The sequence below is a fragment of the Streptomyces sp. NPDC086766 genome (genome assembly GCF_044746005.1).
GTDB lineage: Bacteria > Actinomycetota > Actinomycetes > Streptomycetales > Streptomycetaceae > Streptomyces.
This window is the reverse complement of sequence record NZ_JBIVBI010000010.1, coordinates 33345-58609: the sequence shown is the minus strand read 5'-3', so window position 1 is coordinate 58609 and position 25265 is coordinate 33345. Positions and strand designations below refer to the sequence as shown.

Here is a 25265-nt window from a genome sequence, read left to right as displayed (position 1 = left end):
CCATGACTTGGTGAGCGGGGGCCCGCAGACAGCGGCAACGTCAAGGCACCTCGTATCCCGGAAGCGGACCACCGAATAGGGCGTTGCTGAATCTTCTCAGCGCCCGTCACTGGCTGATAGGTGCCAGGTACCTGTTAATCCGCCTGATCCCATGCCCGAGCCGCCCTTCAACCGTCAGACTGGACTGGCGCGTTGATGGAGGTGCGGGTGACAGGTCGGACATGTGACGGATGGGTTCACAGCCTGAAGGCACAAACTGTGTGTTTCACCGGCAAGATCGTCGTAGACGGCGAGTGGATGGTTCGCACGGAGTGTGCCCGCAGGTCCAAGCAGCGCGGTGCAACGACAAGAACCGACTTCTCCAGCGGGATCAGCCTGGTCGTCCACGGCGATCTCGCAGGCAAGCAGGTCTCCGACACCCGGCGGAACTACAGCGGCACGTTGGTCGCGGCCGAGCGTGAGCGTGGACAGGGTCGTCACGTGCATGTGGTGGATGGACGAGGCTTCGGCGATCTCATTCACGGCTTCTCCGCACCGTGCTTGAAGCTGCGGCGCCCGCCGCGGGGCGGCGGCCCCGTGGTGGTTCCTGCGCACGCTGCGTACGGTGTACTCGGCGCTTGTACTCGGCGCTCCCCTTCAGATTCGCAAGAGCGGTCGGCACCAGCCGACCGAGCTCACCGTGGACCTCAGTTCACTGGACGAGGGAACCGCGGCCCATGAGTCCACCGTCGAAGCGCTCATTCGGCACCTGGCCCGTAGAGGTGTCGAGGTGCACTCTTTCGCGCGCAACAGCCCGAGGTTCGACGCAGGCTGGGCGATCGGGAACGACATTTTCATCAGCGAGGTGAAGAGCCTGACCGGTACGAGTCAGGATCAGCAGATCCGCTTGGGCATCGGTCAGGTGCTCGACTACGCGCATCAGCTTCGCCTCGCTGTCTCGGGGCGGTCCATACGGCCAGTCCTCGTACTGGAGAAGGCACCGGCGGATGACAGGTGGACCTCATTGGCTCAGGAGGTGGGCATCCAGTTGACCTGGGCGCCGACCTTCTGCGGAGTCTGAGCCACTCCGAGTGCACCGGCATCCGATTGCCGACAGAGAGTCCACGCGACACATGAGGGGGGACCCATGAAGCTCACCTATTTCTGCTTCGAAGGCACACCGGAGGAGCTGGACGCATCCGAGCTGGTTCACAAGCTCGTCCACCAGCAGTCCGCTACGGTCGACGCGCCTCGGCAGACGCCCGAGGTGGCTGCTGATCCCGACAACGATGGCGAGGTGGACTTCGGGGGGCTCATCGAGGGCGAGGTGCCGGGAGTCGCGGCGGAGGGGCAGGATGCCGTGAAGGCGCAGCTCGCCTTCAACCCCGCCGCTCAGCAGTTCATCGACTTCATGGCGGTAGCCGGCTCCTGGGAGAGCGTCGGAGTTCACGGCATCAAGCGCCAGACGTCGCAGGAGGGTGATCCGCTCGACTACACCGGCTATCTCCGACTCCGCCGCAAGGGCAGCCAGTACGGCGGTTTCGCCTACGTCTTCCCGTCGACAGGCTTGATCAACTTTCGTCTGAAGCACGGCGACGAGATCGCAGAGCTGGCATCGGACGCCTACGCACTCACCACAGGCCACCATCAGTACAGAGTGAGCATTCAGATCCGCGACGAAGAAACGCTGAGGCAGGCGCTCGCCCTGGCCGAGCTCGCGTACAGCGCCACATGACGGTCGACTGGCCGGCCGTGCTAAGTCGGCTGCCTTCTAGGGCAACATGCCGCTTCATGGCGATATGTCCCCATGGTGTGGAGTTCTGAGTCCGGTCGTGCAGAGGTATGTCCTACAGTCCGCTCCTTCACGAAGTCTTCCCATGTAGCAGGCAACCATTAGGATCTCTGGCAGGTCCGGATCTGGGGAACGACGGGCCTCGAGGGAACGAATGAGTGGGGACAGGCATGCGGGAAGGCCGGTGGGTCACGGTCACCGAGTCCGAGTTCGAACACGAACGCCGCGGCCTGGAGGCGATCCGGGAGAAGCTGCCGGACGGCGACCCCTGGCGGGCCTGGTCGAACTTCACCTTCACCGCCAACACAGGTCACGTCCGCGAGGTCGACCTGCTGGTCGTCGCCCCCGGCGGCCTGTGCATGATCGAGTTGAAGGACTGGCACGGCTCGGTCGCCTCCGAGAACGGGACCTGGGTACAGACCACGCCTGGTGGCTACCGCCGCACGCACGGCAACCCGCTGCACCTGGTCAACCGCAAGGCCAAGGAACTGGCCGGCCTGCTCGCCCAGACCGGCGCCAAGCGGGTCTGGGTCGCCGAGGCCGTCTGCTTCACCGACAACAGCCTCCGCGTCCGGCTGCCCGCCTACGACCAGAACGGCGTGTACACCGTCGACGAGCTGATCGACATGCTCAAGCAGCCTCCGGCCGACGAGCGGCGCCGCGTCACCGCGATCAGCTCGCGCGAAGTCGCGGCGGCCCTGAAGGGCATCGGCATCCGTAAGAGCGACGCGCAGTACAAGGTCGGCCCGTACGAGCTGGAGCGGAAGTCCTTGGACTCCGGGCCCACCTGGGCGGACTACCTCGCCCGCCACAGTGACCTGCCCGAGGCCGCACGCGTGCGGATCTACCTCAGCGAGCGCGGCTCCGACGCCTCCCTGCGGCAGTCCGTCGAGAACGCCGCCCGGCGCGAGGCCGCGGTGCTGGGCCGGTTCAAGCACCCGGGCGTCGTCCAGCTCAAGCAGTACTTCCCCTCCGGGCACGCCGCCGGCCCCGCGCTGATCTTCGACTACCACCCGGACACCCTGAAGCTGGACGAGTACCTGGTCCAGTACGGCGAGAAGCTGGACATCCTCGGCCGGATGGCACTGGTGCGCCAGCTCGCCGAGACGATGCGCTCGGCGCACGCCAGCCGCATCCACCACCGCGCGCTCGCCGCCCGCTCCGTCCACGTCGTCCCCCGGCCGCGCGGCCGGAAGGGGCAGGCCGTCGGGGAGGAGGCCGCCTGGCTCACCCCGCAGCTGCAGATCTCCGACTGGCAGATCGCCACCCAGCGCAGCGGCGACTCCTCCCAGGGGCAGGGCATGACCCGGTTCGCGCCGACCGCCCTGTCCGCCATGCACCTGAGCGACGACGCCGACGCCTACCTCGCGCCGGAACTCACCGCCCTCAACCCCGACCCCGTGTACCTCGACGTCTACGGCCTCGGCGTCCTCACCTATCTGCTGGTCACCGGCAAGGCCCCGGCCGCCAGCCAGGCCGAGCTGCTGGCCCGCCTGGAGGCGGGCGAGGGCCTGCGGCCCAGCTCCCTGGTCGACGGCCTGTCCGAGGACGTGGACGAGCTGGTGCAGGCCGCCACCGCCTACCGGCCCGGTCAGCGACTCTCCAGCGTCGACGAGTTCCTGGAGCTGCTGGAGGTCGTCGAGGACTCGCTCACGGCCCCCGCCGCGGCTCTTGACGCGCAGGCCGAGGGGGAGACCGGGGCTACCGCCGACAAGGACCCGCTGGAGGCCGTCGCCGGCGACGTGCTCGCCGGCCGGTGGGAAATCCGCCGCCGCCTCGGCACCGGCTCCACCAGCCGCGCCTTCCTCGTCCGCGACCTGGAGGCGGAGGCCCGCAGGACGCGCCCGCTCGCCGTGCTGAAGGTCGCCCTGTCCGACAGTCGGGGCGAGATCCTCATCCGCGAGGCCGAGGTCATGGGCCGCCTGCGCCCCGACTCCCGCGTCATCCGCCTCGTCGAGCCCGAGCCGCTGCACATCGGCGGCCGCACCGTCCTGGCGCTGGAGTACGTCGGCGACGAGCGCGACGACGCCGGCCAGGGCGCCGAGGGCACGGCCCGCCCGCGCCGCCGCGAGGAGACCGTCGCCCGCCAGCTCCGCGAGAACGGCCGCCTCCAGGTCGACCAGCTGGAGGCGTACGGCGACTACCTCTTCGGCGCCGTCGACTTCCTCGAGGGCGAGGGCGTCTGGCACCGCGACATCAAGCCCGACAACATCGCCGTCCGCATCCGCCCCAACCGCACCCGCGAGCTCGTCCTCATCGACTTCTCGCTGGCCGGCTACCCGGCGAAGAACACCGACGCGGGCACCGACGGCTACCTCGACCCCTTCGTCGACGTCATCACGCGCGGCTCCTACGACTCGCACGCCGAGCGGTACGCCGTCGCCGTCACCCTGCACCAGATGGCCTCCGGCGAGCTGCCGAAGTGGGGCGACGGCAGCGTCCTGCCGCGCATGACCGACCAGAAGGAGTGGCCGTACCCGACCATCGCGGCCGAGGCCTTCGACCCGGCCGTGCGCGATGGGCTCGTCGCCTTCTTCCAGAAGGCCCTGCACCGCGACGCGGGCAAGCGGTTCCCCGAGCTGAAACCGATGCGGGACGCCTGGCGCAAGGTCTTCCTCGACGCCTCGCAGACCGTCCCCTCCAGCCACCGCACCCGCCCCGCGCCCCCCGCCGAGGGAACCGCGCCCGCCGAGGGCACCGCCGCGGGGATCGCGGAGGCCGAGCCGGAGACCGCCGAGCAGCAGCGCGACCGGCTCGCCGCCGAGGTCACCCGCGACACCCCGCTGACCGTCTCCGGCCTCACGCCCGCCGCCCAGTCCTTCCTCTACGGTCTGGGCATCACGACGGTCGGCGAACTCCTCGACTACAGCCGCCGCAAGCTCGTCAACGCCCCCGGCCTCGGCGCCAAGACCCGCAACGAGGTCCAGCAGCGGCAGCGCGAGTGGGGTGTACGGCTGAGCGAGGTCCCCGTCTCGCCGCTCACACCGAAGGGACGGGCGGAGGCGAAGGAGGAGCTGGAGCAGCTCACCGCCGCCGAGTCGGCCCTCGTCGGCCGGCTCGCGACGGGCGAGTCGGCGGGGGCGCTGTCCGCCCGCACCCTGCGCTCCGTCAGCCTCGACACCCTCGCCACCCTCTTCGTACCGGCCGTCAACAACAACGGCTCCAACCGCAGCAAGGCGGAGATGGTGCGGCTGCTGCTGCGCCTGCCCGACGAGCACGGCGTCCTGCCCGGCATCGGCGTCTGGCCGAAGCAGAAGGACGTCGCGGACGCGCTCGGCCTCAGCCACGGACGCATCCCGCAGATGCTCAAGGAGGAGCGCAAGCGCTGGAAGGCGGAGCCCGCCGTCCAGGCACTGCGGGACGAGATCATCGACCTGTTGGAGGGCATGGGGCGCGTCGCCTCCGCCGTGGAGATCGCCGACGCCCTCGCCGTCCGCCGCGGCACGCACCTCGCCGGACGTGAGCAGCGGCGCGCGATGGCCCTGGCGGCGGTGCGGGCCGTCGTCGAGGCCGAGCAGCTGGTGCCGCAGGAGGCCGAGTTCCAGCACCAGCCGAACCGCAAGGCGACCGACGAGTCCCTGGGCGCCGGCCTCCTCGCCCTCGACGTCCGCGAGAACGACGCCCCGGACACTCCGACCGCGCCCGGCCTGCTCGACTACGCGACCCGCCTCGGCAAGACGGCCGGTCGGCTGGCCGAGCTGGACACCCTACCGACGGCCGCGACCGTCCTGGCCGAACTCGGCGCGCTGACGGTCCCGCCCGGAGCCGTCGATTGGGACGAGCGGCGCATGGTGGAACTGGCCGCCGCCGCGTCCGTCAACGCCGCCGCCACCCCGCGCCTGGAGATCTACCCGCGCGACCTGCCGCTCATCAGGGCGCTGCGCCTCACGCAGGCCGGGCTCGTCCGCTGGATCCCGGGCGTTCCGGAGGGCCGGCAGCCCGGCCTGACCGGCGAGGACGTGCACGAGCGGGTCCGCGCCCGCTTCCCCGAGCTGGTCGTCCCGGACGGGCGCGGCGGCACGACCCACGAACTGCCCACCGGCGGCCCACTCACCAAGGCACTGCGCGACGCGGGCTTCGAGCTGTCGCTGAGCATGCGCGAGGACACGGGCACGCTGCGCTACCTGCCGACGCGGGTGGAGGACGCCTCCAGCTACCTCACGACGGGCGCGTGGCGGCAGTCGACGCGTACGGGCGCGGTGACGCGGTACGCGGACGACCCGCAGCTCGCGGGCGCGGTACGCGCGGAGGAACGGCTGCTCGCCTCGGCCCGCCGGGACGGGTACCGGGTGCTGACCGTGCGGCAGCAGCTCGTGCGGGACGCGGTGCGGGAACTGGGCGCCGAACGGCTGGGCGCGCAGGCCCTGTCGGTGACCGAGCTGTTTCTGGAGGCCCTACACGGGCAGGTCACGCCGGGGATCAAGCCGACCTGGGAGACCCTGCTCAAGGCGGACGCCGCCGAGCCGGGGTCGAAGGGCGCGGTGCGGTTCGCTGAGTACGCGCGGACGGCGTGGGGCTCCGTCGAGCCCCGGATCGTGGAGCTGCTGGGCAACGGTGGCGGCGGTGCGGGTCCGGTCCTGCTGACGGAGGCCGGGGTGTTCGCCCGGTACGACGCGATGGGCGTCCTGCACCGGCTGGCGTCGGCGGCCCGGCGGGGCGGGCGGGGGCTGTGGCTCCTGGTCCCGCAGAGCGACTCGTCGCGCGAGCCCCGGCTCGGGCAGGTGGCCGTGCCGTACCAGGCCGGCCTGGGGGAGTGGATCCAGCTTCCGGACACGTGGGTGGGCAACGCCCACCGTGGGTCCGGTCAGGTTGTGGCGAGTGGTGTCGAGGGAGACGCGAAGTGATCGACCGCAAGGCTCTGTTGGACGACCTGAAGCAGCAGGTCAAGGCGGTCGAGGCCGACCTGGGCAAGCAGGTGAAGGCGCTCGGTGAGGTCGGCGCGCGACTGCGGGCCGAGTACGACCAGGCGCGCAAGCTCGGACGGACGGCGGCGACCTGGAACTCGTGGCTGGACGAGCGGGTCACGCAGGTCGCGGTGGCGTGGGTGCTGGGCACGGTCTTCGTGCGGTTCTGCGAGGACAACCGGCTCATCCCCGAGCCGTACCTGACGGGGCCGGACGGTGACCGGCGCGAGCTGGCGGAGTCGCGGTACGACGCGTACGTGGAGTCGGACGACAACCCGACGTACCGGGGGTGGCTGGAGAAGGCGTTCGACGAGCTGGGCCAGGGCCAGGCGGGTCGGCTCCTCTTCGGCAAGCGGCACAACCCGCTGTACCAGATCCCGCTCTCGCACGACGGTGCGCGCGAGCTGGTCGAGTTCTGGCGTCAGCGGGACGAGGCGGGCGTCCTCGTCCACGACTTCACCGACCCGCTGAACGAGGATGGCACCGAGGGCTGGGACACGCGGTTCCTGGGCGACCTGTACCAGGACCTGAGCGAGGCCGCGCGGAAGACGTACGCGCTGCTCCAGACGCCGGAGTTCGTGGAGGAGTTCATCCTCGACCGGACGATGAACCCGGCGGTGCGGGAGTTCGGGTACGAGGAACTTAAGATGATCGACCCTACGTGCGGGTCTGGGCACTTTGTGCTGGGGGCGTTTCGGCGGCTGGTTCGGCTGTGGGCGGAAGGACAGCCGGGCAAGGATGTGCATGAGCGAGTATCGGCCGCGCTGAATTCGGTGCATGGTGTCGACGTCAATCCGTTTGCGGTAGCTATTGCTCGGTTCCGGTTGCTGGTTGCGGCGATGGCAGCGGGTGGGGTACGGACGCTGGATGAGGCAGCGAAGTATGACTGGCCGGTGCATTTGGCGGTGGGGGATTCGCTGATCAAGTCCCGCCGTTCCCAGCAGGGCAATCTGTTTGGTGGGGTTGCGCAAGGCTTCGTGGATGAGTTGGCTGAGTTCAACTACGCCACGGAAGACGTACACGAGTACCCGGACATCCTGAGGCCCGGGCGGTATCACGTGGTAGTGGGGAACCCGCCGTACATCACGGTAAAAGATAAGACCCTCAATTCTCTCTACCGGGAGCTGTACTCGGCGTGCGCGGGTAAGTATGCGCTGTCGGTGCCGTTCGCCCAGCGATTCTTCGAGCTGGCCAAGCGCGGAGACTCTGATGGGCACGAATACGGCTTGGTTGGGCAGATCACTGCCAACTCGTTCATGAAGCGGGAGTTCGGAACGAAGCTAATCGAGGGGTACTTCGGGCACGCGGTGGAGTTGACTGAGGTCATCGACACATCGGGTGCTTACATCCCGGGGCATGGAACACCGACGGTCATTCTGGTGGGCAGGCAGAGGGGTGGCCAGGGACGATCGCCGTTCATCCGGACTGTTCGCAGTGTGCAGAGTGAGCCATCCGCACCAGATAACGCCGAGGAGGGGGTGGTCTGGCAGGCAATTGTGGAGCAGATCGACAAGCCCGGTTCGGTGAGTCAATGGGTCTCTGTGGATGACTTGGAGCGCACTCGGTACTTCAGTAAGCAGCCTTGGATTCTTGCTGATGGCGGTCTAGAGATCAACGAATCGATCGAAAGGGGTGGGATTAAAAAACTACAGTCCATGCTTGGGCGAGATATCGGCTTCGCCAGTTTTCCCGGACAGGACGATGCCTTTATAAGTTCTCCTGATGCGCTTTCACGGCAGGGTGTCCCTGAAAGTGTTGCGAAACCGCTAATCGTGGGCGAAGTAGTTCGCGACTGGGGCGTGCACTGCGTCGAGAGCGCCATCGCGCCATATGGTGACGACCTCAATCCGCTATCCTTCGATATTAATAGCGCCTGGGGTCGGCTACTGTGGATCGCTCGCAGCCACCTCAGGTCTACCACGGATTTCGATGGTCGGACGCAGGAGAGTCAAGGAAAGCCTTGGTGGGCTTGGTATCGATGGGTGGCTGATCGTTATCAGACTCCCCTTTCGATCACTTTTGCGGAAGTGGCGACGCACAACCACTTCTCGCTTTACCGGGGCGGTGGCGTATTTAAGCAGACCGCTCCGGTGATTAAGCTTGACAAGGGGGCAACTGAGGAGTGTCATTTGCAACTCCTTGGGCTGCTGAACAGTTCGGTAGCGGGAATTTGGCTCAAGTTGGCCTGTCATAACAAAGGTCGTCCGGGGGCGGAGCAGGCGGGTGCTGATGAACCGTGGGAGCATCGCAGTCAATACAATGGTACGAACGTTGCAGATTTTCCCCTTCCTGGTGAATTTCCCATTGAGTTGGGGCCTGCGATTGATAGGCTAGCGAAGGAGCTAGCGGAAACTGCGCCTCAGGCTATCGTTTCCTCAAGCGTTCCGACTGTGGCCGCTCTTCGCGGCGGGCGGGAAAAGTGGGAGTCCATTCGTGGACGCATGATCGCTCTCCAGGAGGAACTTGACTGGCAAGTTTATTCTCTTTACCGCCTTCTCGAAGGGGATTTCACTGTCTCGGGCTGCGAGAATATTCCCGAAATCTCTCCTGCTGAGCGAGCGTTCTCTATCGTGTTGGCGCGCAAGGTTGAAAAGGGTGAAGTCAGTACCTCATGGTTCAAGCATCATAATCACAATTTCACGCCCGTAACCGAAATCCCCGCCCATTGGCCCGCTCCCTATCGTGAGATCGTTCAGAAGCGCATCGACGTCATTGAGTCGAACCGCGCCATCAGCATGGTCGAGCGCCCCGAGTACAAGCGCCGTTGGGCCACTGAGGGCTGGGACGCAATCCAGGAGAAGGCACTCCGCTCCTGGCTGCTGGAGCGCATGGAGAACCGCGACCTCTGGCTCGACGAGAACGGCCAGCCCACCGTCCTCACCCTGGCCCGCCTCACCGACGCGCTCTCGCGCGACGAAGACTTTGTCTCCGTTGCCAAGCTCTATGCGCCCCGTAAGGAATTTGCGAAGGTCGTCGCCGAGCTGATCACCGACGAGCACGTGCCGTTCCTCTCCGCCCTGCGCTACAAGCCTTCCGGTCTGAAGAAGCGCGTCGACTGGGAAGAGGTGTGGGACCTTCAGCGCAAGGAGGACGCCGCGCCCGACGAGCAGGCCAAGCGGAAGGTCCGGGAGTCCATCCCCGTGCCGCCGAAGTACACCTCGGCCGACTTCCTCCGCCCCTCCTACTGGAAGGCACGCGGCAAGCTCGACGTGCCCAAGGAGAGGTTCATCTCCTATGGGCAGACCAACGCCGCCACTCCCGAGCTGTACGGGTGGGCCGGCTGGGACCACAAGGAGCAGGCGCAGGCGTTGGCGACGTACTTCACCAACACCGCGCTGTCCACAGAGGAGATCACGCCGTTCCTCGCCGGGCTGCTGGAACTCCAGCCGTGGCTGTCCCAGTGGCACAACGAGTTCGACATGCTCTACAGCGGCTCCCCGGCGGACTTCTTCGCCGGTTACCGCCAGCAGAAGCAGGGCGAGCATGGACTCACTGACGACGACCTCCGTGGCTGGCGTCCTCCGGCCGCGACCCGAGGTCGTCGCGCAGCAGTGAAGCAGTAGTCAGGAGTAGATCGACGTCGGTCAGATCAGGGGTCACCCGGTGCGTGCGCGGGTGGCCCTTTCTCCGCACGTGCAGCTCCGCCACACGGTCTTGCCCGGGGCGGCCCGGCGAGGGCTGACGCCCCAGTCGTCCGCCAGGGTGGCGACCAGAAGCATGCCCCGGCCGGATTCGGAAAGTGAGTCGGTCGCCGGGGGGCCGCTTCTCGGCACGGGTGTCGGTCACCTCGATGCGGAAGGTGCCCTTGGCCAGGGTGAGTTGGACATGGAAGTCCCTGCCGGGGACGTGGCCGTGGCGTACGGCGTTGGCGGTGAGTTCCGCCGTGATGAGGGTGAGCGTCTCGTTGACCAGGGTCGTGTACGGGTGGCCCCAGTCGTTCAGGTGGCGCGAGACGAGTCGGCGGGCGAGGCGGGCGCCGCGCGGCGTTGAGGTGAAGCGCATGGTGACCTCGCGTTCCGGTGCGGGGTGATGCGGCATGTGCCCCGTTCGGGGGAGTTGCTGACTTCATACGGTCAACGGTGTCGGACTCTGCGTAGCGTTGATCAGGAGTGATGCGCTGACGGGTACGGGCTGTACACGCGGTCGGTGCGCTTGTAGTGGTGTTGGGCGTGACCGGTTCCTGGGCCCCGAAGTTGGCTGACTGGGCGGTTGTACGAGAGGAGCTGCGGCGTGGGCGATGAGGTTCAGCAGCCGGAGTACGAGGTCGGGAGGGGCATGCTGTCCGTGTTCGGACGGCAGTTGAAGCTGTTCCGGGAGCGGGCGGGCCTGGACCGCGCGAGGCTCGGGTCGCTGACCGGGTACTCGGCATCGACAATCGCGTCGTTCGAGCAGGCGAGACGTATTCCGCCGCCGAAGTTCATCGACCAGGTGGATGAAGTGTTGCAAGCGGGTGGGGTGTTGAGCGCGAGCAAGGAGGAGGTGGCTCGGGCTCAGTATCCGGTGTTCTTCCGAGAAGCGGCCAGGTTGGAGGCCAAGGCTGCAGCCCTGCATGTATACGCGACGAAGGCAGTACCAGGGCTGTTGCAGACGGAAGATTACGCGCGAGCGGTGTTCTCCATGTGGCGTCCGCTGCTGGACGAGGAGACCATCAACCAGCGGGTCGTGGCTCGCCTGGCACGCCAGGAGGTCTTCTTTCAAGTTTTGATGCCCACTATCAGCTTTGTCATCGAGGAGTTCGTCCTGCGACGACCACTCGGTGGGCGGGCTGTGATGCAGGGTCAGTTGGAGCAAATTCTGCTGTTTGGGCACCGGCGCAACGTGGAAATCCAGGTGATGCCGATCGAGCGGGACGAGCATGCTGGGCTCGAAGGTCCCTTCACCTTGATCGAGACGCATGAAAGGCAGAGCATCGCCTACGTGGAGGCGTACAAGGACAGTCGTCTCTACACGGAGCGGAGGCTAGTACGGGAGATCGAGGAGCAGTACGGCATCCTTCGGGCCCAGGCGCTCACTCCGCGCGAGTCGCTGGCCGTCGTCGAGAAGTTGCTTGGAGAGAGATGAAAGCCCAACAGCTCATAAAGCCGATACCTGAGTCGGTCTGGTTCAAGAGCAGTTACAGCACGGGTTCGGGTGGCGAATGCGTCGAGGTCGCCGTCCGCCCCGCCACGGTCCACGTCCGCGACTCGAAGGACACGACCCGCGCCTCACTCGCCGTAGAACCCACGGCGTGGGCCGCCTTCGTGGAGTTCGCGGCACGCTGACAGACGTGGTGCTGATCGCAGGGCCTTCCGGTGGGCGTGTGCGTGCCGAGGGCCCTGCGCATCCCGCCTCCACGGCACACCTTCAGCAGCCCCGGCGCCTTGCTCGCCGGTTGCCCGCGCCGGCGTAGGCTGCCACAGGAGTCTCGTCCGCCCACAGGTGCTCGGTTCGCGACGGCGGTCGCCCTCCCAGGTGGCGATCGGCATCGTGGTGGAGCCAGCCCTCACGCAGCCATCACCCACATGACGAGGTCGCAACGGAGTCAATACATAAGGGTCCTTGCAGCCCGCAGCTACTGTAAGTTCCTGCCATGAAGCAGGGTAAAGAGGTCGAGAACCCCGAGTCGCGTTTCTTCGCGGTACTGCTGGCGGCGGCGAAGCTTCCGGGTGTGCGTATCCACAGGGAGGCGTACCTCCGAAGTGCGCTGGCTCGCCACTGCTCCGAGGACGAGATCCGACGAGCGATACAAGAGACTCCCGCTGCGGCGGGCATCACTGTCGAGCTCCTCGACAAGGTCGCCAACGACTCCATCCGCTACGAAACCGCCAAAGTCAGCGCCCTCTCGGCCGCCGCCGGGATACCCGGCATCCTCGCCCTTCCCGCCACGGTGCCCGCCGATGTGGCCCAGTACGTCGGCCACATGCTGCGCATCGCGCAGAAGCTCGCCTATCTATACAGCTGGCCCGATCTGTTTTCCGACGACGGCGATGACGTCGATGACGCCACCATGGGGGTGCTCACGCTGTTCTTCGGCGTGATGTTCGGCACCCAGTCGGCGAACGCCGCTGTGGGGAAGGTCGCGGGGATGATGTCGGAGCAGGTCGCCAAGAAGCTGCCTCAGAAGGCGCTCACCCAGGGCGTCGTCTATCCCATAGTGAAGAAGGTCGCGGCCTACATCGGTGTCAAGATGACGAAGGAGTCGTTCGCGAAGGCCGTCTCGAAGGCCATCCCTCTCGTCGGGGCTGCCGTCTCCGGCGGGCTCACCTTTGCGACCTACCTTCCGATGGCCAAGAGGCTCAAGAAGCACCTCGCCGGCCTGCCACTGGCGGAGCCGTCGCACCGAGTGACGGAGGGGGACGTCGTGGACGGTGAAGTCGTGGAAGAGCACGAGTCTTTCGCCACAGCACACGCTGAACTGCACGGCGCGGACACCGCTGCCGTCAGGCTGGAGGAACCCAGGTCCTGACGCCACGAGTGCCCCCTGGCTGCCCAAGGTTCCGGCCTTCCGTCGTCGACGGAGGTGCGGGCCGGGGTTCGCAGCTGTGGGACACCTTCGCCGCCTCCGCGTTCGAGGACGACGCGGAGCCGGGCTTCTGCTGGACCCAGTACGCCGGTCACGGGCCCGGCCCAGAGTTGTCGGGTGACCCGCGCTCCGTGCTGGAGATCGGCTGCGGCACCGGCCGCGCTCTCGTCCATCTAGCTCAGCGAGGCATCGCCGCTCGGGGTGTTGACCTGTCTCCCGTCATGGTCGAGAGAACCGCCATGGGCCGAGTTCGCCTCGGCCGACGCGTGGGTCCTCGACGCGCCTTACCCCGGGCACATCGGGACCCTCCTCGTCCGTGCGGTCGCGCCATGACGGACCCGGCACCGGGGGCGGCGCACGGTAGGTCGAAGCCCCGTCCCCCCGCCCGCCGGGCCCACCCCCGAAGTAGTTCACTTTTCATGAACATGTAAGTTCACATAGCATCCATGTGCTCCACTACTTCTTCACGTCTCTCGGGGGGACGATCTTCGTGCTTCACCGGAAACACTTCGGCGCGCTGGGCGCTGTCGCCCTGTCCGTGGCGCTTGCCGCCTGCGGCAACACCGCCACGCCCACGGCTGCGAAGCCTGCCACGTCGAACAGCTCCGCCGCGGCCGGCCCGGCATCCTCCTCTCCTGTGCCACAAGCAGCGCTCCTCACCAAGGCCCAGCTCACGTCCGCTCTGCTGTCGCTGTCGCAGATGCCCGCCGGCTGGTCGGCCGTAGGCGACTCCAGCTCGGGCGACAAGACGTTCTGCGACTACCGTCAGCCGCACAAGGCCCGGATTCAGGTCTCCCGCAGCTTCCAGAAGGGCGGAGGGCTGACCGCCACGGTCGCGACCGTGGGCATGCGGCAGTACGCGAGCGCGAGCGATGCCGCCGAGTCGTTCACCGCGATGGAGAAGGCACTCGAGACCTGCCACCAGGAGACGTATCAGGGGTCAGTGCTGAAGTACTCGCCGATGAGCGTGGACAAGCTCGGCGACCAGTCCTTGGGTGTACGCATCGACAGCGACGGCACCACGCTGCTCCAGCAGTTCACCCTCGACGGGCCCACCCTGATCAACGTCGGCACCGGCGGCCTCACGAACGCGGAAGCCGACACGGCCACCAAGCTCCTGCGCGACCAGGTCGACCGGTACGAGGCCGCGGCCCGCAAGTAGGCCGGGCTGCGAGAGCCGCCTGGCCTGAGAGGCAGTGGCTCGGCCGACCGGCGTTCACCAAGGAAGTCCTCCGCTCGGTCGGCACTCGTGAGCGGCGGCACGTTCGTAACAAGAGGAGCCATGACTAGTTCTGCCAACCGTGATGAAGCGACGCAGGGATGCCTTGTACTGGTCGCCATCTCTGCCGTTGTGGTGGTCGGCTGGCTGGTGTGGACCGCCGTGATGTGGACTGTGGCCGAGTGGCGGTGGGCATGGTTCGTCGGATGCGCGGCTGCGGCTCCCGCTGCCGCGTTCGCGCTCGTGTTCGCGTGGGGTGAGGAGCGTCCGTTCGTGCCGTCCCACCGGCGGGAGGCTTGGATGACGGCAGTCGTCACCGCCGTGGCGGCGGAGGCACCGGTCGCCGTCCTCGCGAAGGGCTGGGGCACCGGGGCGGTTGCGCTGCTTCTCGCCCTTGGAGCCGGGTCTGCCGGTGTGCTCGGTCCGTTCGACCGGCGTGGCGTCCGTCAGGCCGGCAAGTCCGCCCCTGTGGACGTCGACGAGAAGCAGAGGTCTGTCGACGCTTCGGCGGCGACGGAGTGAGGGAGAGCCAGTAGACCTCGGGTGCCTGCTGCGCGCCTCGTCGGAACCCCTTTCTGAGTCAGCGAACCAGACCCATCCCGGTCGGTCTGTACTTGTTGGAGCCCCCGTGATCCCCCCGTCCTTCTTGTCGAGGCAGCGTGTTCGTCGCCTGGGAACCCTGCTGGCCGTCCTCTGCGTGAGCGCAGGGGCCATCGCCATCGGTGAGGCATCCAGCGGAGAGGATGCGGCGCCGCAGGCCGACCATCGCCGCGTTGTTCCTTCCATGAGCCCCTCTGTCGAGCCTGCTCCGACGAAGGCCGCGCTCAAGACCTCAGCCCGTCCGGCCCCGCAGGTGATGTCCGCCCGTTGTACGGGACAGGCCAAAAACATGTTCTTCACGGCGGCGGGGGGTTCGGTCACGGAGTCGTCTTCGCGGCCGCCGGCGTACCTGCGGATCAAGAAAGCCCATGTGGTTCGTGACAGCAAAGGCGTGACCGTGAGCTACACGCTCGCCGGTGACGCTCCCGAGCCCGGTTCGGACGCGGACGCCACCTACTGGACGTGGCTGGGCGATGGTCTAAACGACATGGACGAACCTGCTGTGAGCATGCAGTACCTCGACTCGCGCTGGTTCGTGCACGTATCCGGAACGAACGACGTGGTCGGAGGAGACGTGGAAGCCCGGCCCGAGATACACGGCCACACTGTCTCCGTCCGGCTTCCGCTTCGCGTCTCCACGTCGTCGGGTTACGTGGCGGACCTGTCGGAGTTCACGCATGCCGGCTGGTCCACGGAAGGCAAGGACCCCTCGGGATTCGGCACCTGGATGGATGGTTGCCCGATCAATGGTGAGGAAGCCGGCAATCCGGGATCGTGGGAAGTGGCACTGCGCTGAGCCCGCACAGAGGGCATGCTCTCGTCGGCATCGCGCGGTCGGCGCCGGCCGGGTCCCGCTTCACCGTCGTGAGCCGTCGGTGTTCCGGCTGTCGTGGTGCCCGCGCGGCAGCGGACGCTGAGGCATCAGGGGCGAGGGCCGCCGGGGTACCGATGTAGGGTGCTATGCGCAGGCCGTGCGAGTGGTCGTTCAGTGCGAGGGGGAGATGAAGCGCAAGCGACACGAGTCCGCCTCCTTCGACCCGAACGATGCCGTGCACGTCGTTCCCGCCCAGCGGCACGCGACCGATCTCCCCGCCACGGGCCAGGTCCATTGGCGCGCCGCACCGCCCGTCGGCAATCCGTGTTCTCGGGTCCTGCCGTACGACCTGGACAGGTGACCGGCAGCGGACCCGGGCCGCGGACCCACACCACATCGAGTACGAGCAGTAGCACCTAACACCGTCAGGGAGAGCGAGAACCCGCGATGGCCCAGCCGCCCCTCCTCCGCGATGTCATCGACATCAAGGAGTCCATCTCCACCTCGGACTTCGTGCTGTCCCTCGCGGAGGCGACGACACCCGAGGGCGCCCAGCACGCGCTCAAGGACTACGTCGTCACCGAGCGGCTGCTGGAGAACTTCGACGAGGCGCTGGACCTCATCAAGTCCGCGCTGGACGGGCACCGCTCCAAGGCGGCGTATCTCCACGGCTCGTTCGGTTCCGGTAAGTCGCACTTCATGGCCGTGTTGTACGCGCTCCTCAGCGGCAATCTGGCCGCCCGCGCCCGCACCGAGTTCGACCCAGTGCTGACCAGGCACGAGTGGCTGACCACCGACGGCAAGAAGTTCCTGCTCGTGCCGTACCACATGCTCGGTGCGAAGGCCCTGGAACAGCGGGTGCTCGGCGGGTACGTGCACCACGTCAAGAAGCTGCACCCGGAGGCGCCGACCCCGCAGGTCTATCGGACCGACTCCCTCTTCGCCGACATCCGCGCCATGCGCGCCAACATGGGCGACGAGGCTGTCATCCGCGGCCTGGGCACCACCGGCGCGGACGACGGTGAGGAGGACGAGTGGGGCGAGGGCTTCGCCTGGACCCCGCAGCTCCTGGACACCGCGCTTGCCGCCGAGGAGAACCACGAGGCGGGCGTCCCGCTCAACCTCACCAACCCCTCCACCCCGGTCGAGCTGCGGGCGAAGCTGGTCAACGACGCCGGCACCAACCTCCTCCCCGGCTTCACCAAGAACGCCGCCGAGGACGAGCACGGCTTCATCTCCCTGGACGCCGGCCTGTCCGTCATCGCCGAGCACGCCAAGTCGCTCGGCTACGACGGCCTGATCCTGTTCATGGACGAGCTGATCCTGTGGCTGGCCACCCTCATCCACGACCAGAAGTTCGTGGCGCGTGAGGCCAGCAAGATCACGAACTTCGTGGAGGGCGGCGACGCCCGCCGTGCCATCCCCGTCGTGTCGTTCATCGCCCGCCAGCGCGACCTGCGCGAGCTGGTCGGCGAGGAGGTGTCCGGCGCGGCGGAGTCGTCCATCCAGGACACCCTGAACCTGGCCTCCGGCCGGTTCGACAAGATCACGCTGGAGGACCGCAACCTCCCGCAGATCGCCCACGCCCGCCTCCTCAAGCCCAAGGACGCCGAGGCGGCCAAGCTGGTCGACGCGGCCTTCGAGCAGACCAAGCGGGTCGGCCCGCAGGTGTGGGACACCCTGCTCGGCTCGGAGAAGGGCACGACCGGCGCGGACGCGGAGTCGTTCCGGCTGACGTACCCGTTCTCGCCGGCGTTCATGGACACCCTCGTTCACATCTCGTCCGCGCTGCAGCGCTCCCGCACGGGTCTGAAGCTGATGGGTCAGCTCCTCGCCGACCACCGCAACGAGATCCGCCTCGGTCAGCTCATCCCCGTCGGTGACCTCTACCCGGTGATCACGGCGGGCGGCGACAAGCCGTTCACCGACAGCCTGAAGGTCGTCTTCGAGGCCGCCGACAAGCTCTACAAGACCAAACTGCGGCCCTACCTGCTCAGCTCGTACGACATCACCGAGGACGACGTCGAGCAGTACCGCAACCGGCCCGAGTCCCTCACCGATCCGAAGCGGCTCAACGGCTGCCGGATGTTCGTCGGCGACAACCGGCTCGTGTGCACGCTGCTGCTGTCCGCGCTCGCGCCCAGCGTCCCCGCGCTGTCCGAGCTGACCATCCGGCGGCTCGGCGCGCTCAACCACGGGTCGGTCCTCGCGCCCATCCCGGGCGCCGAGGTCGGCATCATCAAGAACAAGGTCGCCGAGTGGGCGGCCAGGTTCCCCGAGATCAAGGAGACCGGCACCGACGCCAACCCCGGAGTCCGCCTCGAACTCTCAGGCGTCGACGTCGACTCCGTCATCGCCAACGCCCAGGTCAACGACAACCCTGGTAACCGGGTCGCGCTCGCCCGCCGCCTGCTGTCCGAGGAACTGGGCGTGGAACACGGCCAGATGAGCGACCAGCTCAGCTTCACCTGGCGCGGCACCGCCCGCACCGCCGAGATCGTCTTCGGGAACGTCGCCGACGAGGACGAGCTGCCCGACCACGACCTGATGCCGCAGGAGGAGGGCCGCTGGCGCATCGCCATAGACCTCCCCTTCGACGAGGGAGAGTGGGGCCCGGTCGAGGACGTCAACCGCATCCAGCGGCTGCGTGAGCGCCAGCAGGGCGAGCGGTCGCGTACCGTCGCCTGGCTGCCCGCGCACCTGTCCGCGCAGCGCTTCGCCGACTTCCGGCGCCTCGTCGTCATCGACAAGGCCCTCGCCGACGAGCACCGCTTCGACACCCAGTACGCCGGCCACCTCAACGCCGACAACCGCAGCCGCGCCAAGGGCCTACTCGAAACCCAGCGCGAGGCTCTGCTGAAGCAGGTCAAGGGCGCCTTCAAGCAGGCCTACGGCCTCGCCCAGAAGCAGCCCGCCGACGTCGTGCCCGACTTCGACGACCATCTCGTCGCACTGCCCGACGTCGACGGCCTCACCCTGTCCTTCGGGCAGAGCCTGCACGACGGCATCCGGCACGTCGCGGGCAGGCTGCTCGCCCACCAGTACCCGGCCCACCCCGACCTCGACCCCGACGCCACCGGCACCGCCGTCAAGCCCGCCGACACCAAGAAGGTCTTCACCCACGTCCGCGCCGCCGCCGAGGCGCGCGACGGGCGGGTGGAGGTCCCTGCCGCCGACCGCAAGCTGATGCAGCGGATCGCCGGACCGCTGCGTCTCGGACAGCAGAAGGAGGCGTACTTCGAGCTGTCCCGCTACTGGGCGGACCACTTCCGGCAGCTCGCCCGCTCCCAGGGCGTCACCGGGGACCTGTCCTTGATCACGCTCACCGACTGGACCGACAAGCCCGACCCGCGCGGCCTGCCCGACTTCCTCGCTCGGCTCGTCGTGGCCGCCTTCGCCGAGATGGACGACCGGGTGTGGGTGCGCGGCGGCACCGTCCTCGACCCCGCGCCGGAACTGTCCGCGATCAAGGACCACGACGCGCTGCGTAGCCAGCCGCTGCCCGCCGAGTCCGACTGGGACACCGCGCGTCAGCGCTTCGAGACGATCTTCGGGGTGAAGCCGCCCGCGCTGCGGCGCGGCCGGATGGTCAACCAGTTCGCCCGCCAGATCATCGAGGCCGCCCGTGCCCACCGGGATCACGCGGCCGATCTGGTGCACCAGTTGGAGAACCACGCCACCTTCCTCGGCCTCGACCAGACCGCCGACACCGGGCGGCTCGCCCTCGCCCGTCGCTCCCTGCAACTGCTGGACGCCCTCACGGCGGAGGCCGGCAAGGGCGCGGCCGGGGCGAAGAAGACCGTGGAGGCCCTCGCCTCCTTCGACCTGGGCGAGACCAGCGCCGACCGGTACGGCACCTCCATCAAGAAGGCCCGCACCGTCGCGGAGGCCGTCGCCTCCGCCCCCTGGAGCACCCTGGAACTCGCCGCCGGGCTCGGCCCCGAGGGCGAGGCGCTGCTCGACTCGCTGCGCAACGTCGCCCGCGACGACCAGCGCACTGCCGACCTGCGCGACGCTCTCGCCCGCACCCAGCGCGAGGTCGTCGCCCTGATCAAGCGCACCCAGGCCGCGGCCACCCCGCCGCCCGCGTCCATCGCACCCCAGCCCGCCTCGGCCGGTGACCTGTCACTGGACACGCCGACCAGCGACCCGCGTATCCCGTACACCCCGTCGCAGGAGACGCCCTCCCCGGCGAGTGGCGGCGGTACGGCGCGGAAGTCCGGACGCCGCAGCACGACCGTGTCCCGGGCCGCCGCCGACCTCCAGGCGGAGCTGGCCGAACTGGCCGCCCGCCACCCGAACGCGACCATCGAGATCACCTGGCAGGTCATCGAATGACGGACACCGCCACCGCCGCTCCGGGTGCGGTGCGGCTGAACACCGCGACCGTCACCCAGTACCTGTCCTCCCAGACGCACCTCGCCGCCTCCCTGACGGGGGAGGAGCAGGGACGGCGCCGGGTCGTGCTGCTGCGGTCGGCGCCGCAGTGGGACGGCCCCGCCGAACCCGTCTGGGGCGAGGGCCTGGCGGCCGGTGTCGCGGTGGCGCCGTCCCCGCTCGCCGTCCACGAACTCGTCCTCGACCACCTGGCGGGCCGCCGCCCCGGCCCCGCCGTCCTGGTCGTCCTCACCGACCGCGAGCAGCACGAACTGGACCCGGCGATCCTCGCCCGCGTCCACAAGCTGCGCATCGACACGGTCGACAGCTGGGACGTCGTCCGCGAGGCGTTCGGCGCCCGGCAGATAGACCCCCGGCTCAAGGACGTCAACTGGGCCGCCGAGGCCCTGCTCGACGCCACCCCGCCCGGCGGCTGGTCGGCCGTGCCCGGCGGCTGGCTGTCCCGCCAGTACGCCCTCACCTCACTCGCCCAGCGCCGCCTGCGCCTGGGCCGCTACGACACCGAGGGCGGCACACGCCGCCCCGGCGACGATCGGCTCGACGCCCAGGCCCTGCTGCACTGGTCGACCCGGCCCGGGGCTCCTGAGCGGTTCCTGGGCCTGCGTGGCCCCGAACGCGCCGGACTGGCCGCCTTCCTCGGCGAGGAGGACCAGGCGGGCCTCGCCGGCCGCGCGCTGCTCGCCCTCGTCGACGGCGAACGCGGCGCGGACGCCGCCGCCTTCGGCCTGGTGTGCGCGGCGCTGTGGCAGCATGCCGAGCCAGCCCCCGGGACGTACCGGGCGCGGGGCCGCGCCGAACGCTACTTCGGTGACCAGCCCCCGGCGACCGGCGAGCAGCTCGACGCCCTGGTGACCGTCTTCGGCCGGGCCGCCGAGGAGTACGTGACCACGCTGCTGGCGACCGGACACCGCGCCGGTGGCCCCGACGCCGAGCAGGCACGCGAGGCACGCCGCACCACCGGCATCGTGCTCGACAGGGCGTCCGCGCTGGCCCGCCAGTTCGGCGGGGAGGGGGCCGTGGCGGCGAGCCCCGTCCTGCGCGGTGGACTCGATGCCCGGTTCACCGCCGTCGGCCGAGCCCTGGCGGCGGGTGACACGGCCGCGGTGGCGGACGCCGTCCGCGCCCTGGAGGCCCACCGGCTGGCCGCCGAGCCGGAGGAGTCCGCCCGCATCGAACGCGCCCGCATGGGCCGGCGCCTCGCCCGCTGGCTGGCCACCGACCCGCCCGCCGATGCCCCCACCGTCGCCGACGCCCTACAGCGGCACGTCGCCGAGACCGGCTGGGCGGACCTCGCCCTTGAGCACATCGAGGCCGGCGGCGACCCGGACCCCGTCCTCAAGGCCGCCTACGACACCCTCGGCACCCGCGTCAGGGACCGGCGCCGGCAGATCGACGCGTCCTTCGCCCGTTCCCTGGCCGCCTGGACGGAGGCCGGAACCCAGCCCGGCAGCATGCTCACCGTCGAGACCTTCCTCGACCGCGTGGTCGGCCCGGTCGTGCGGCGCGGGGAGGAGCGACGGATGCTGCTGCTCGTGCTCGACGGCATGAGCGCCGCCATCGCCAACGAACTCGGCGAGGAACTGCGCCGCTCATGGGCCGAGTTCGACCCGCTGCCCGAGGGCGACACCCCGCACCGGCGGGCGATGGCCGCCGCCCTGCCCACCGTGACGGCCGTATCCCGCACCTCCCTCTTCTCGGGCTCCCTGATGAAGGGCACCCAGACCGACGAGAAGCGGCTCTTCCCTGCACTGAAGTTGTGGGGCGGGGCCCCGGCCGCCGTGTTCCACAAGGACGACCTGCGCACCGAGACCGCGGGCGACACCTTCGGCCCGGCTCTCACTGAGGCGCTCGGCGACGACAGGATCCAGGTCGCCGTCGTCCTCAACGCCATCGACGACCGGCTCGCCAAGGAGCAGAAGCTCGGTGACGGCGCCTGGCGGATCGACGACGTGCCCGGCCTGCGCGACCTGCTGCGGGTGGCGGCCAATCAGGGCATGGCGGTCGTCCTCACCAGCGACCACGGCCACGTCGTCGACCGGCACGGCACGAAAGTCGACACCGCCGCCGATCCCGCGTCCGCCCGCCACCGCCTGCCCGGCGACGGCCCGCTCGCCGAACGCGAGATCGCCCTGTCCGGACCGCGGGTGGTCTGGCCAGGGCCCGGCGCGTCCGTCGTCGCCCTGTGGGACGCCGACTCCCGCTACACCGCCCTCAAGGCCGGCTACCACGGCGGGGCCTCCCTCGCCGAGGTCACCATTCCGGTGCTCGCCTTCCTGCCGTTTGGCGCGGAGCCCCCCAAGGGGTGGCGGGAACTGGGCGACCAGCGGCCGGACTGGTGGGCTCCGGAGGAAGCCCAGAAGGCACCACAGCCGGACGAGCATGCCGCTCGACCGGTGACCGGAACAGCTCCCGCTCCCAAGAAGCCGACGGGGAAGGCCAAGAAGGAACAGGCGGAAGTCGCTCGGACCCATGACACGCTCTTCGACGTGGCGCTGACCGCCGGGGGAGACGACGCACTGCTCACCCCGGCCGTCGTCTCCCGGGCCGAGACACTGGTGACGGCACTGCTCGACTCGGAGACGTACCAGGCGCAGCTCGGCGGCCTGGCCCGCAAGCCGCAGCAGGAGCAGGTCCACAAGGCGCTCGCCGCTCTGCTGGATGCGGGCGGCACCCTGCCGGTGACCGCGCTCGCCCAGCGTGCCGGCATGCCCGTCACCCGGGGCGACGGCTTCGCCGCCGTCCTGCGGCAGCTCCTCAACTATGACGGCGTACAGGTACTGGAGACTCTGCCGGACGGCCGAACCCTGCGTCTCCACGAGGCGCTGCTGCGGGAGCAGTTCGCTCTCGGAGCGGGCTGACGACGCGCTCGCGGTGTCTCCGGCCCCTGCTCTGAAACGCCCCGAGCTGCGTCTCCGTCACCTGCGGTCCTCTGCTGCCGGGCTGAAGCCTCACAGACGTAAGCGGTGAACACGGCCCACTGTTCCCAGTGAGAGGTCGGCACCGCTCCGGCTGCTTTTTCGAGGTGTCTGCAGCAGGTCCACGCGGACATGCTGGTGCGACTCGCGGACATAAACGCAGGGGGCGGCCCGGTGGAGGCCGCCCCCGGGCGCGTCATGCGTTCTGCTTGGTGTGGTCCAGCACCTTCATCCCGGCGCCGAAGACGCCGATGAGGACCAGGCCGCTGCTTCTGAGGATGCCGAGAGGGGTGTCACGGAGAGCCATCGTGACAAGGGCGGCACCAAGGGAGGCCACAAGGGAGACGAGGATGACGATGGTGATGCTGTACACCGAGCGGTTGGGCACCTGCGGAGCAGGGTTGGTCGACAATCTTCCTCCATTGACTCATGGCATGCATCGCCGGATGCGGGCATGACTCGCCGATGCGAGAGCTTCCCAGTGACATGGGGCAGGCCGAAGGTCTGCAGTCGACTGGCCGCGATCAGATCGCGTGAGGCGCGAACGCCAATGGAGTGCCTGAATCAACAGGACTTGCCGAACTGTTAAGATCTTACTTGCCTATCAACTGATGTGCAAGAGAGGGGCGTTCGCGGGAACCGCAGTCCACTGGTGCGCGTGAGGAAGATCGTCTGGCGCAGGGGAGTGCCGGGACTCGCGGGCACCAGGCCGCGCCGCGCCGACGTGATGTCGCCGAGCAACAGCCGCCGGCGGCACGACGTCGACGGCACGACGCAGACCGCATACGGCTAAATACCGCAGCCAGGGGCGGCCCGCTTTCAGCCGACCGCCCGTGAAGGCGCTACACGTCGCGCTTCACGTGGTTGAGCACGTTCAGCCCCGCGCTGAGGACGGCGATGAACGCGCCGCCGCTGGTCGTGAAAGTCGCCAGCAGGCTGACATTGAACGCCATCGTCGTGATGGCGGTACCAAGAGAGGCCACACCGGAGACGAGAGCGACGATGGTGATGTCACGCGCAGGGTGGTGGCACGTCTGATGAGTCGAGTTGGTCGGCACCGATCCTCCATTGCCTTATTGGCTCGCTCGCAAAAGGAGGGCACGACCCACCGAGGTGAGCAGCCGCTCCCAGCGATGCGCGTACAAGCTCTACGGAGCCCGCAACCAGCAGGGTGCTGGTAAGTGCGCGCATGAAGAGCGAGTCAATGAGTCCCCCGGCGAAATGGGTGTCGGCCTGCGAAGCCATTGTGCCGCCCGCCGCGTTGCTGCACGGGCAGCCCTGGGAACATGGCCGAATAGCATCGGTGCGTTGTCCCGACCGGGATCCTGGCTCGAGTAGGGCCCAGCCGCAGAGTGCTCGTGGGACTGCCCTTGCCACCGTACGGCAGCGCTCAAGGCATGGCTTCGGCGTACCGACCGCGCGTGTAGACAGACGGTGCTGAGGACTCGGCCTACTCCGGGTCGTGAATGCGGTCGACCGTGATGCGAAAGGGCGGTGGCGTGGAGTAGTCCATCTTGCCCACGGCTTGGGCGTTCAGTTCGGACCCGCGGAGCTCGATGATGAAAATGCCCCCGGTCACTCGAATCCAGTATGCGGGCGGGTCCAGTTCGGTGAGAACCTCGACCTCGGGAAGGCGTAGGTAGCTGGGTGCGCCGCGATCGTACCGGCAGATCAAGGCGTGCAGGTTTTGCTGAAGGCCGACGACGACCTCAACGGGGACGTGTTGCTTGATCTCGGGCTCCAGAATGCGGGTGAGGTGGTAGTGGCCGCGTTCCTGAGCAATGTCGAGTGGCCGCTTCCCATCGCGGTTCCTAAGAGTGCGCCATGCTCCGCAGCTGAGGAGAGCCTCCACGGTGTCGATGGAGGCACCGTGCCACGCGGCCTGATGGAGTGGGGCATATTGGCGATGGCCGTCAAGACGAACTGCGTTGATCCAGCCGCGGTTCAGGCCTTGGGACTTTGCGGCGCGGGTAACGATGGAGAGGACACGCGTCCAGTTGCCGACGCGGGCGGCGTCAGCCAACTCGTCCCGCCTGGCTGCTTCCTGAGGGTTGACGGTTTCCCGGCGTACGCGGCCTTCCCACTGAGCGATCCGCCCGAGCTCGTAGATCATGCGAAGGAGCTTACGGCGGGCCACCTGGA

The 25265-nt window shown here is 68.4% G+C and carries 17 protein-coding genes and 1 pseudogene; 14 read left to right on the top strand and 4 right to left on the bottom strand.

Annotation, left to right across the window (positions count from 1 at the left end):
* Positions 1-604 precede the first annotated feature (604 nt).
* The 4 genes from ACIPM1_RS19660 to pglX all read left to right on the top strand — a co-directional run bounded on the left by ACIPM1_RS19660 (position 605) and on the right by pglX (position 10238).
* Positions 605-1060, top strand: coding sequence for a hypothetical protein (locus ACIPM1_RS19660; RefSeq protein WP_402436245.1), 456 nt, complete (start codon positions 605-607; stop codon positions 1058-1060).
* A 66-nt stretch (positions 1061-1126) separates the two neighbouring features.
* Positions 1127-1714: a hypothetical protein gene (locus tag ACIPM1_RS19655; RefSeq protein ID WP_402436242.1), complete on the top strand. Its 588-nt coding sequence runs from the start codon at positions 1127-1129 to the stop codon at positions 1712-1714.
* A 227-nt stretch (positions 1715-1941) separates the two neighbouring features.
* Complete coding sequence (pglW, locus tag ACIPM1_RS19650) at positions 1942-6615, top strand: BREX system serine/threonine kinase PglW (protein ID WP_402436239.1); 4674 nt, start codon at positions 1942-1944, stop codon at positions 6613-6615.
* Positions 6612-10238, top strand: a complete 3627-nt coding sequence (gene pglX / locus ACIPM1_RS19645) for a BREX-2 system adenine-specific DNA-methyltransferase PglX (RefSeq protein ID WP_402436236.1) — start codon at positions 6612-6614, stop codon at positions 10236-10238. Before pglW ends, pglX begins: the two co-directional genes overlap by 4 nt.
* On the opposite strand, the gene ACIPM1_RS19640 is transcribed toward pglX, so the two are convergent.
* Complete coding sequence (locus ACIPM1_RS19640) at positions 10165-10713, bottom strand: ATP-binding protein (protein WP_402436233.1); 549 nt, start codon at positions 10711-10713, stop codon at positions 10165-10167. The two genes, pglX and ACIPM1_RS19640, sit on opposite strands and share 74 nt — an antisense overlap.
* Before the next feature lie 192 nt (positions 10714-10905).
* Here ACIPM1_RS19640 and ACIPM1_RS19635 point away from each other — a divergent pair, with 192 nt between their 5' ends.
* The 9 genes and pseudogenes from ACIPM1_RS19635 (at position 10906) to pglZ (ending at position 23066) form a co-directional block, all read left to right on the top strand.
* Entirely contained in the window at positions 10906-11736 is an 831-nt protein-coding gene (locus ACIPM1_RS19635) for a helix-turn-helix domain-containing protein (protein WP_402436230.1), read from the top strand.
* Positions 11733-11936 carry a DUF397 domain-containing protein gene (locus ACIPM1_RS19630; protein ID WP_402436227.1) on the top strand — a complete coding sequence of 68 codons (204 nt, stop codon included), beginning with the start codon at positions 11733-11735 and terminating at the stop codon, positions 11934-11936. The genes ACIPM1_RS19635 and ACIPM1_RS19630 overlap by 4 nt, the downstream gene beginning before the upstream one ends.
* 308 nt (positions 11937-12244) lie before the next feature.
* On the top strand, positions 12245-13120 hold the full coding sequence (locus tag ACIPM1_RS19625; protein ID WP_402436224.1) for a hypothetical protein: 876 nt from the start codon (positions 12245-12247) through the stop codon (positions 13118-13120).
* A gap of 74 nt (positions 13121-13194) precedes the next feature.
* Positions 13195-13419 (top strand): annotated as a pseudogene (locus ACIPM1_RS19620) (class I SAM-dependent methyltransferase); the annotation flags it as partial.
* Between the two features lie 395 nt (positions 13420-13814).
* A complete protein-coding gene (locus ACIPM1_RS19615) occupies positions 13815-14339 on the top strand; it encodes a hypothetical protein (protein ID WP_402436221.1) in 525 nt (174 codons plus the stop codon).
* A 120-nt stretch (positions 14340-14459) separates the two neighbouring features.
* Positions 14460-14918 carry a hypothetical protein gene (locus tag ACIPM1_RS19610; protein WP_402436218.1) on the top strand — a complete coding sequence of 153 codons (459 nt, stop codon included), beginning with the start codon at positions 14460-14462 and terminating at the stop codon, positions 14916-14918.
* 106 nt (positions 14919-15024) lie between these two features.
* On the top strand, positions 15025-15792 hold the full coding sequence (locus ACIPM1_RS19605) for a hypothetical protein (protein ID WP_402436215.1): 768 nt from the start codon (positions 15025-15027) through the stop codon (positions 15790-15792).
* Between the two features lie 465 nt (positions 15793-16257).
* A complete protein-coding gene (locus tag ACIPM1_RS19600; RefSeq protein WP_402436212.1) occupies positions 16258-20148 on the top strand; it encodes a phage resistance protein in 3891 nt (1296 codons plus the stop codon).
* Positions 20145-23066, top strand: a complete 2922-nt coding sequence (pglZ, locus tag ACIPM1_RS19595; RefSeq protein ID WP_402436209.1) for a BREX-2 system phosphatase PglZ — start codon at positions 20145-20147, stop codon at positions 23064-23066. Before ACIPM1_RS19600 ends, pglZ begins: the two co-directional genes overlap by 4 nt.
* 253 nt (positions 23067-23319) lie before the next feature.
* Here the strand turns inward: pglZ and ACIPM1_RS19590 are convergent, their stop codons facing one another.
* Positions 23320-23535: a hypothetical protein gene (locus ACIPM1_RS19590; protein ID WP_402436206.1), complete on the bottom strand. Its 216-nt coding sequence runs from the start codon at positions 23533-23535 to the stop codon at positions 23320-23322.
* A gap of 246 nt (positions 23536-23781) precedes the next feature.
* Here ACIPM1_RS19590 and ACIPM1_RS19585 point away from each other — a divergent pair, with 246 nt between their 5' ends.
* On the top strand, positions 23782-23916 hold the full coding sequence (locus ACIPM1_RS19585) for a hypothetical protein (protein ID WP_402436203.1): 135 nt from the start codon (positions 23782-23784) through the stop codon (positions 23914-23916).
* Positions 23917-23965: 49 nt separating this feature from the next.
* Here ACIPM1_RS19585 and ACIPM1_RS19580 read toward each other — a convergent pair whose 3' ends face one another.
* A complete protein-coding gene (locus ACIPM1_RS19580) occupies positions 23966-24181 on the bottom strand; it encodes a hypothetical protein (RefSeq protein ID WP_402436200.1) in 216 nt (71 codons plus the stop codon).
* Between the two features lie 392 nt (positions 24182-24573).
* A complete protein-coding gene (locus tag ACIPM1_RS19575; RefSeq protein ID WP_402436197.1) occupies positions 24574-25236 on the bottom strand; it encodes a hypothetical protein in 663 nt (220 codons plus the stop codon).
* Positions 25237-25265 lie beyond the last annotated feature (29 nt).

What these genes read in the sequence shown, in the direction of transcription:
- ACIPM1_RS19655 (WP_402436242.1), top strand. Translation starts at nt 1,127, where the DNA reads ATGAAGCTCACCTATTTCTGCTTCGAAGGCACACCGGAGGAGCTGGAC.
- pglW (WP_402436239.1), top strand. Translation starts at nt 1,942, where the DNA reads ATGCGGGAAGGCCGGTGGGTCACGGTCACCGAGTCCGAGTTCGAACAC.
- ACIPM1_RS19640 (WP_402436233.1), bottom strand. Translation starts at nt 10,713, where the DNA reads ATGCCGCATCACCCCGCACCGGAACGCGAGGTCACCATGCGCTTCACC.
- ACIPM1_RS19630 (WP_402436227.1), top strand. Translation starts at nt 11,733, where the DNA reads ATGAAAGCCCAACAGCTCATAAAGCCGATACCTGAGTCGGTCTGGTTC.
- ACIPM1_RS19625 (WP_402436224.1), top strand. Translation starts at nt 12,245, where the DNA reads ATGAAGCAGGGTAAAGAGGTCGAGAACCCCGAGTCGCGTTTCTTCGCG.
- ACIPM1_RS19610 (WP_402436218.1), top strand. Translation starts at nt 14,460, where the DNA reads ATGACTAGTTCTGCCAACCGTGATGAAGCGACGCAGGGATGCCTTGTA.
- ACIPM1_RS19600 (WP_402436212.1), top strand. Translation starts at nt 16,258, where the DNA reads ATGGCCCAGCCGCCCCTCCTCCGCGATGTCATCGACATCAAGGAGTCC.
- pglZ (WP_402436209.1), top strand. Translation starts at nt 20,145, where the DNA reads ATGACGGACACCGCCACCGCCGCTCCGGGTGCGGTGCGGCTGAACACC.
- ACIPM1_RS19575 (WP_402436197.1), bottom strand. Translation starts at nt 25,236, where the DNA reads ATGATCTACGAGCTCGGGCGGATCGCTCAGTGGGAAGGCCGCGTACGC.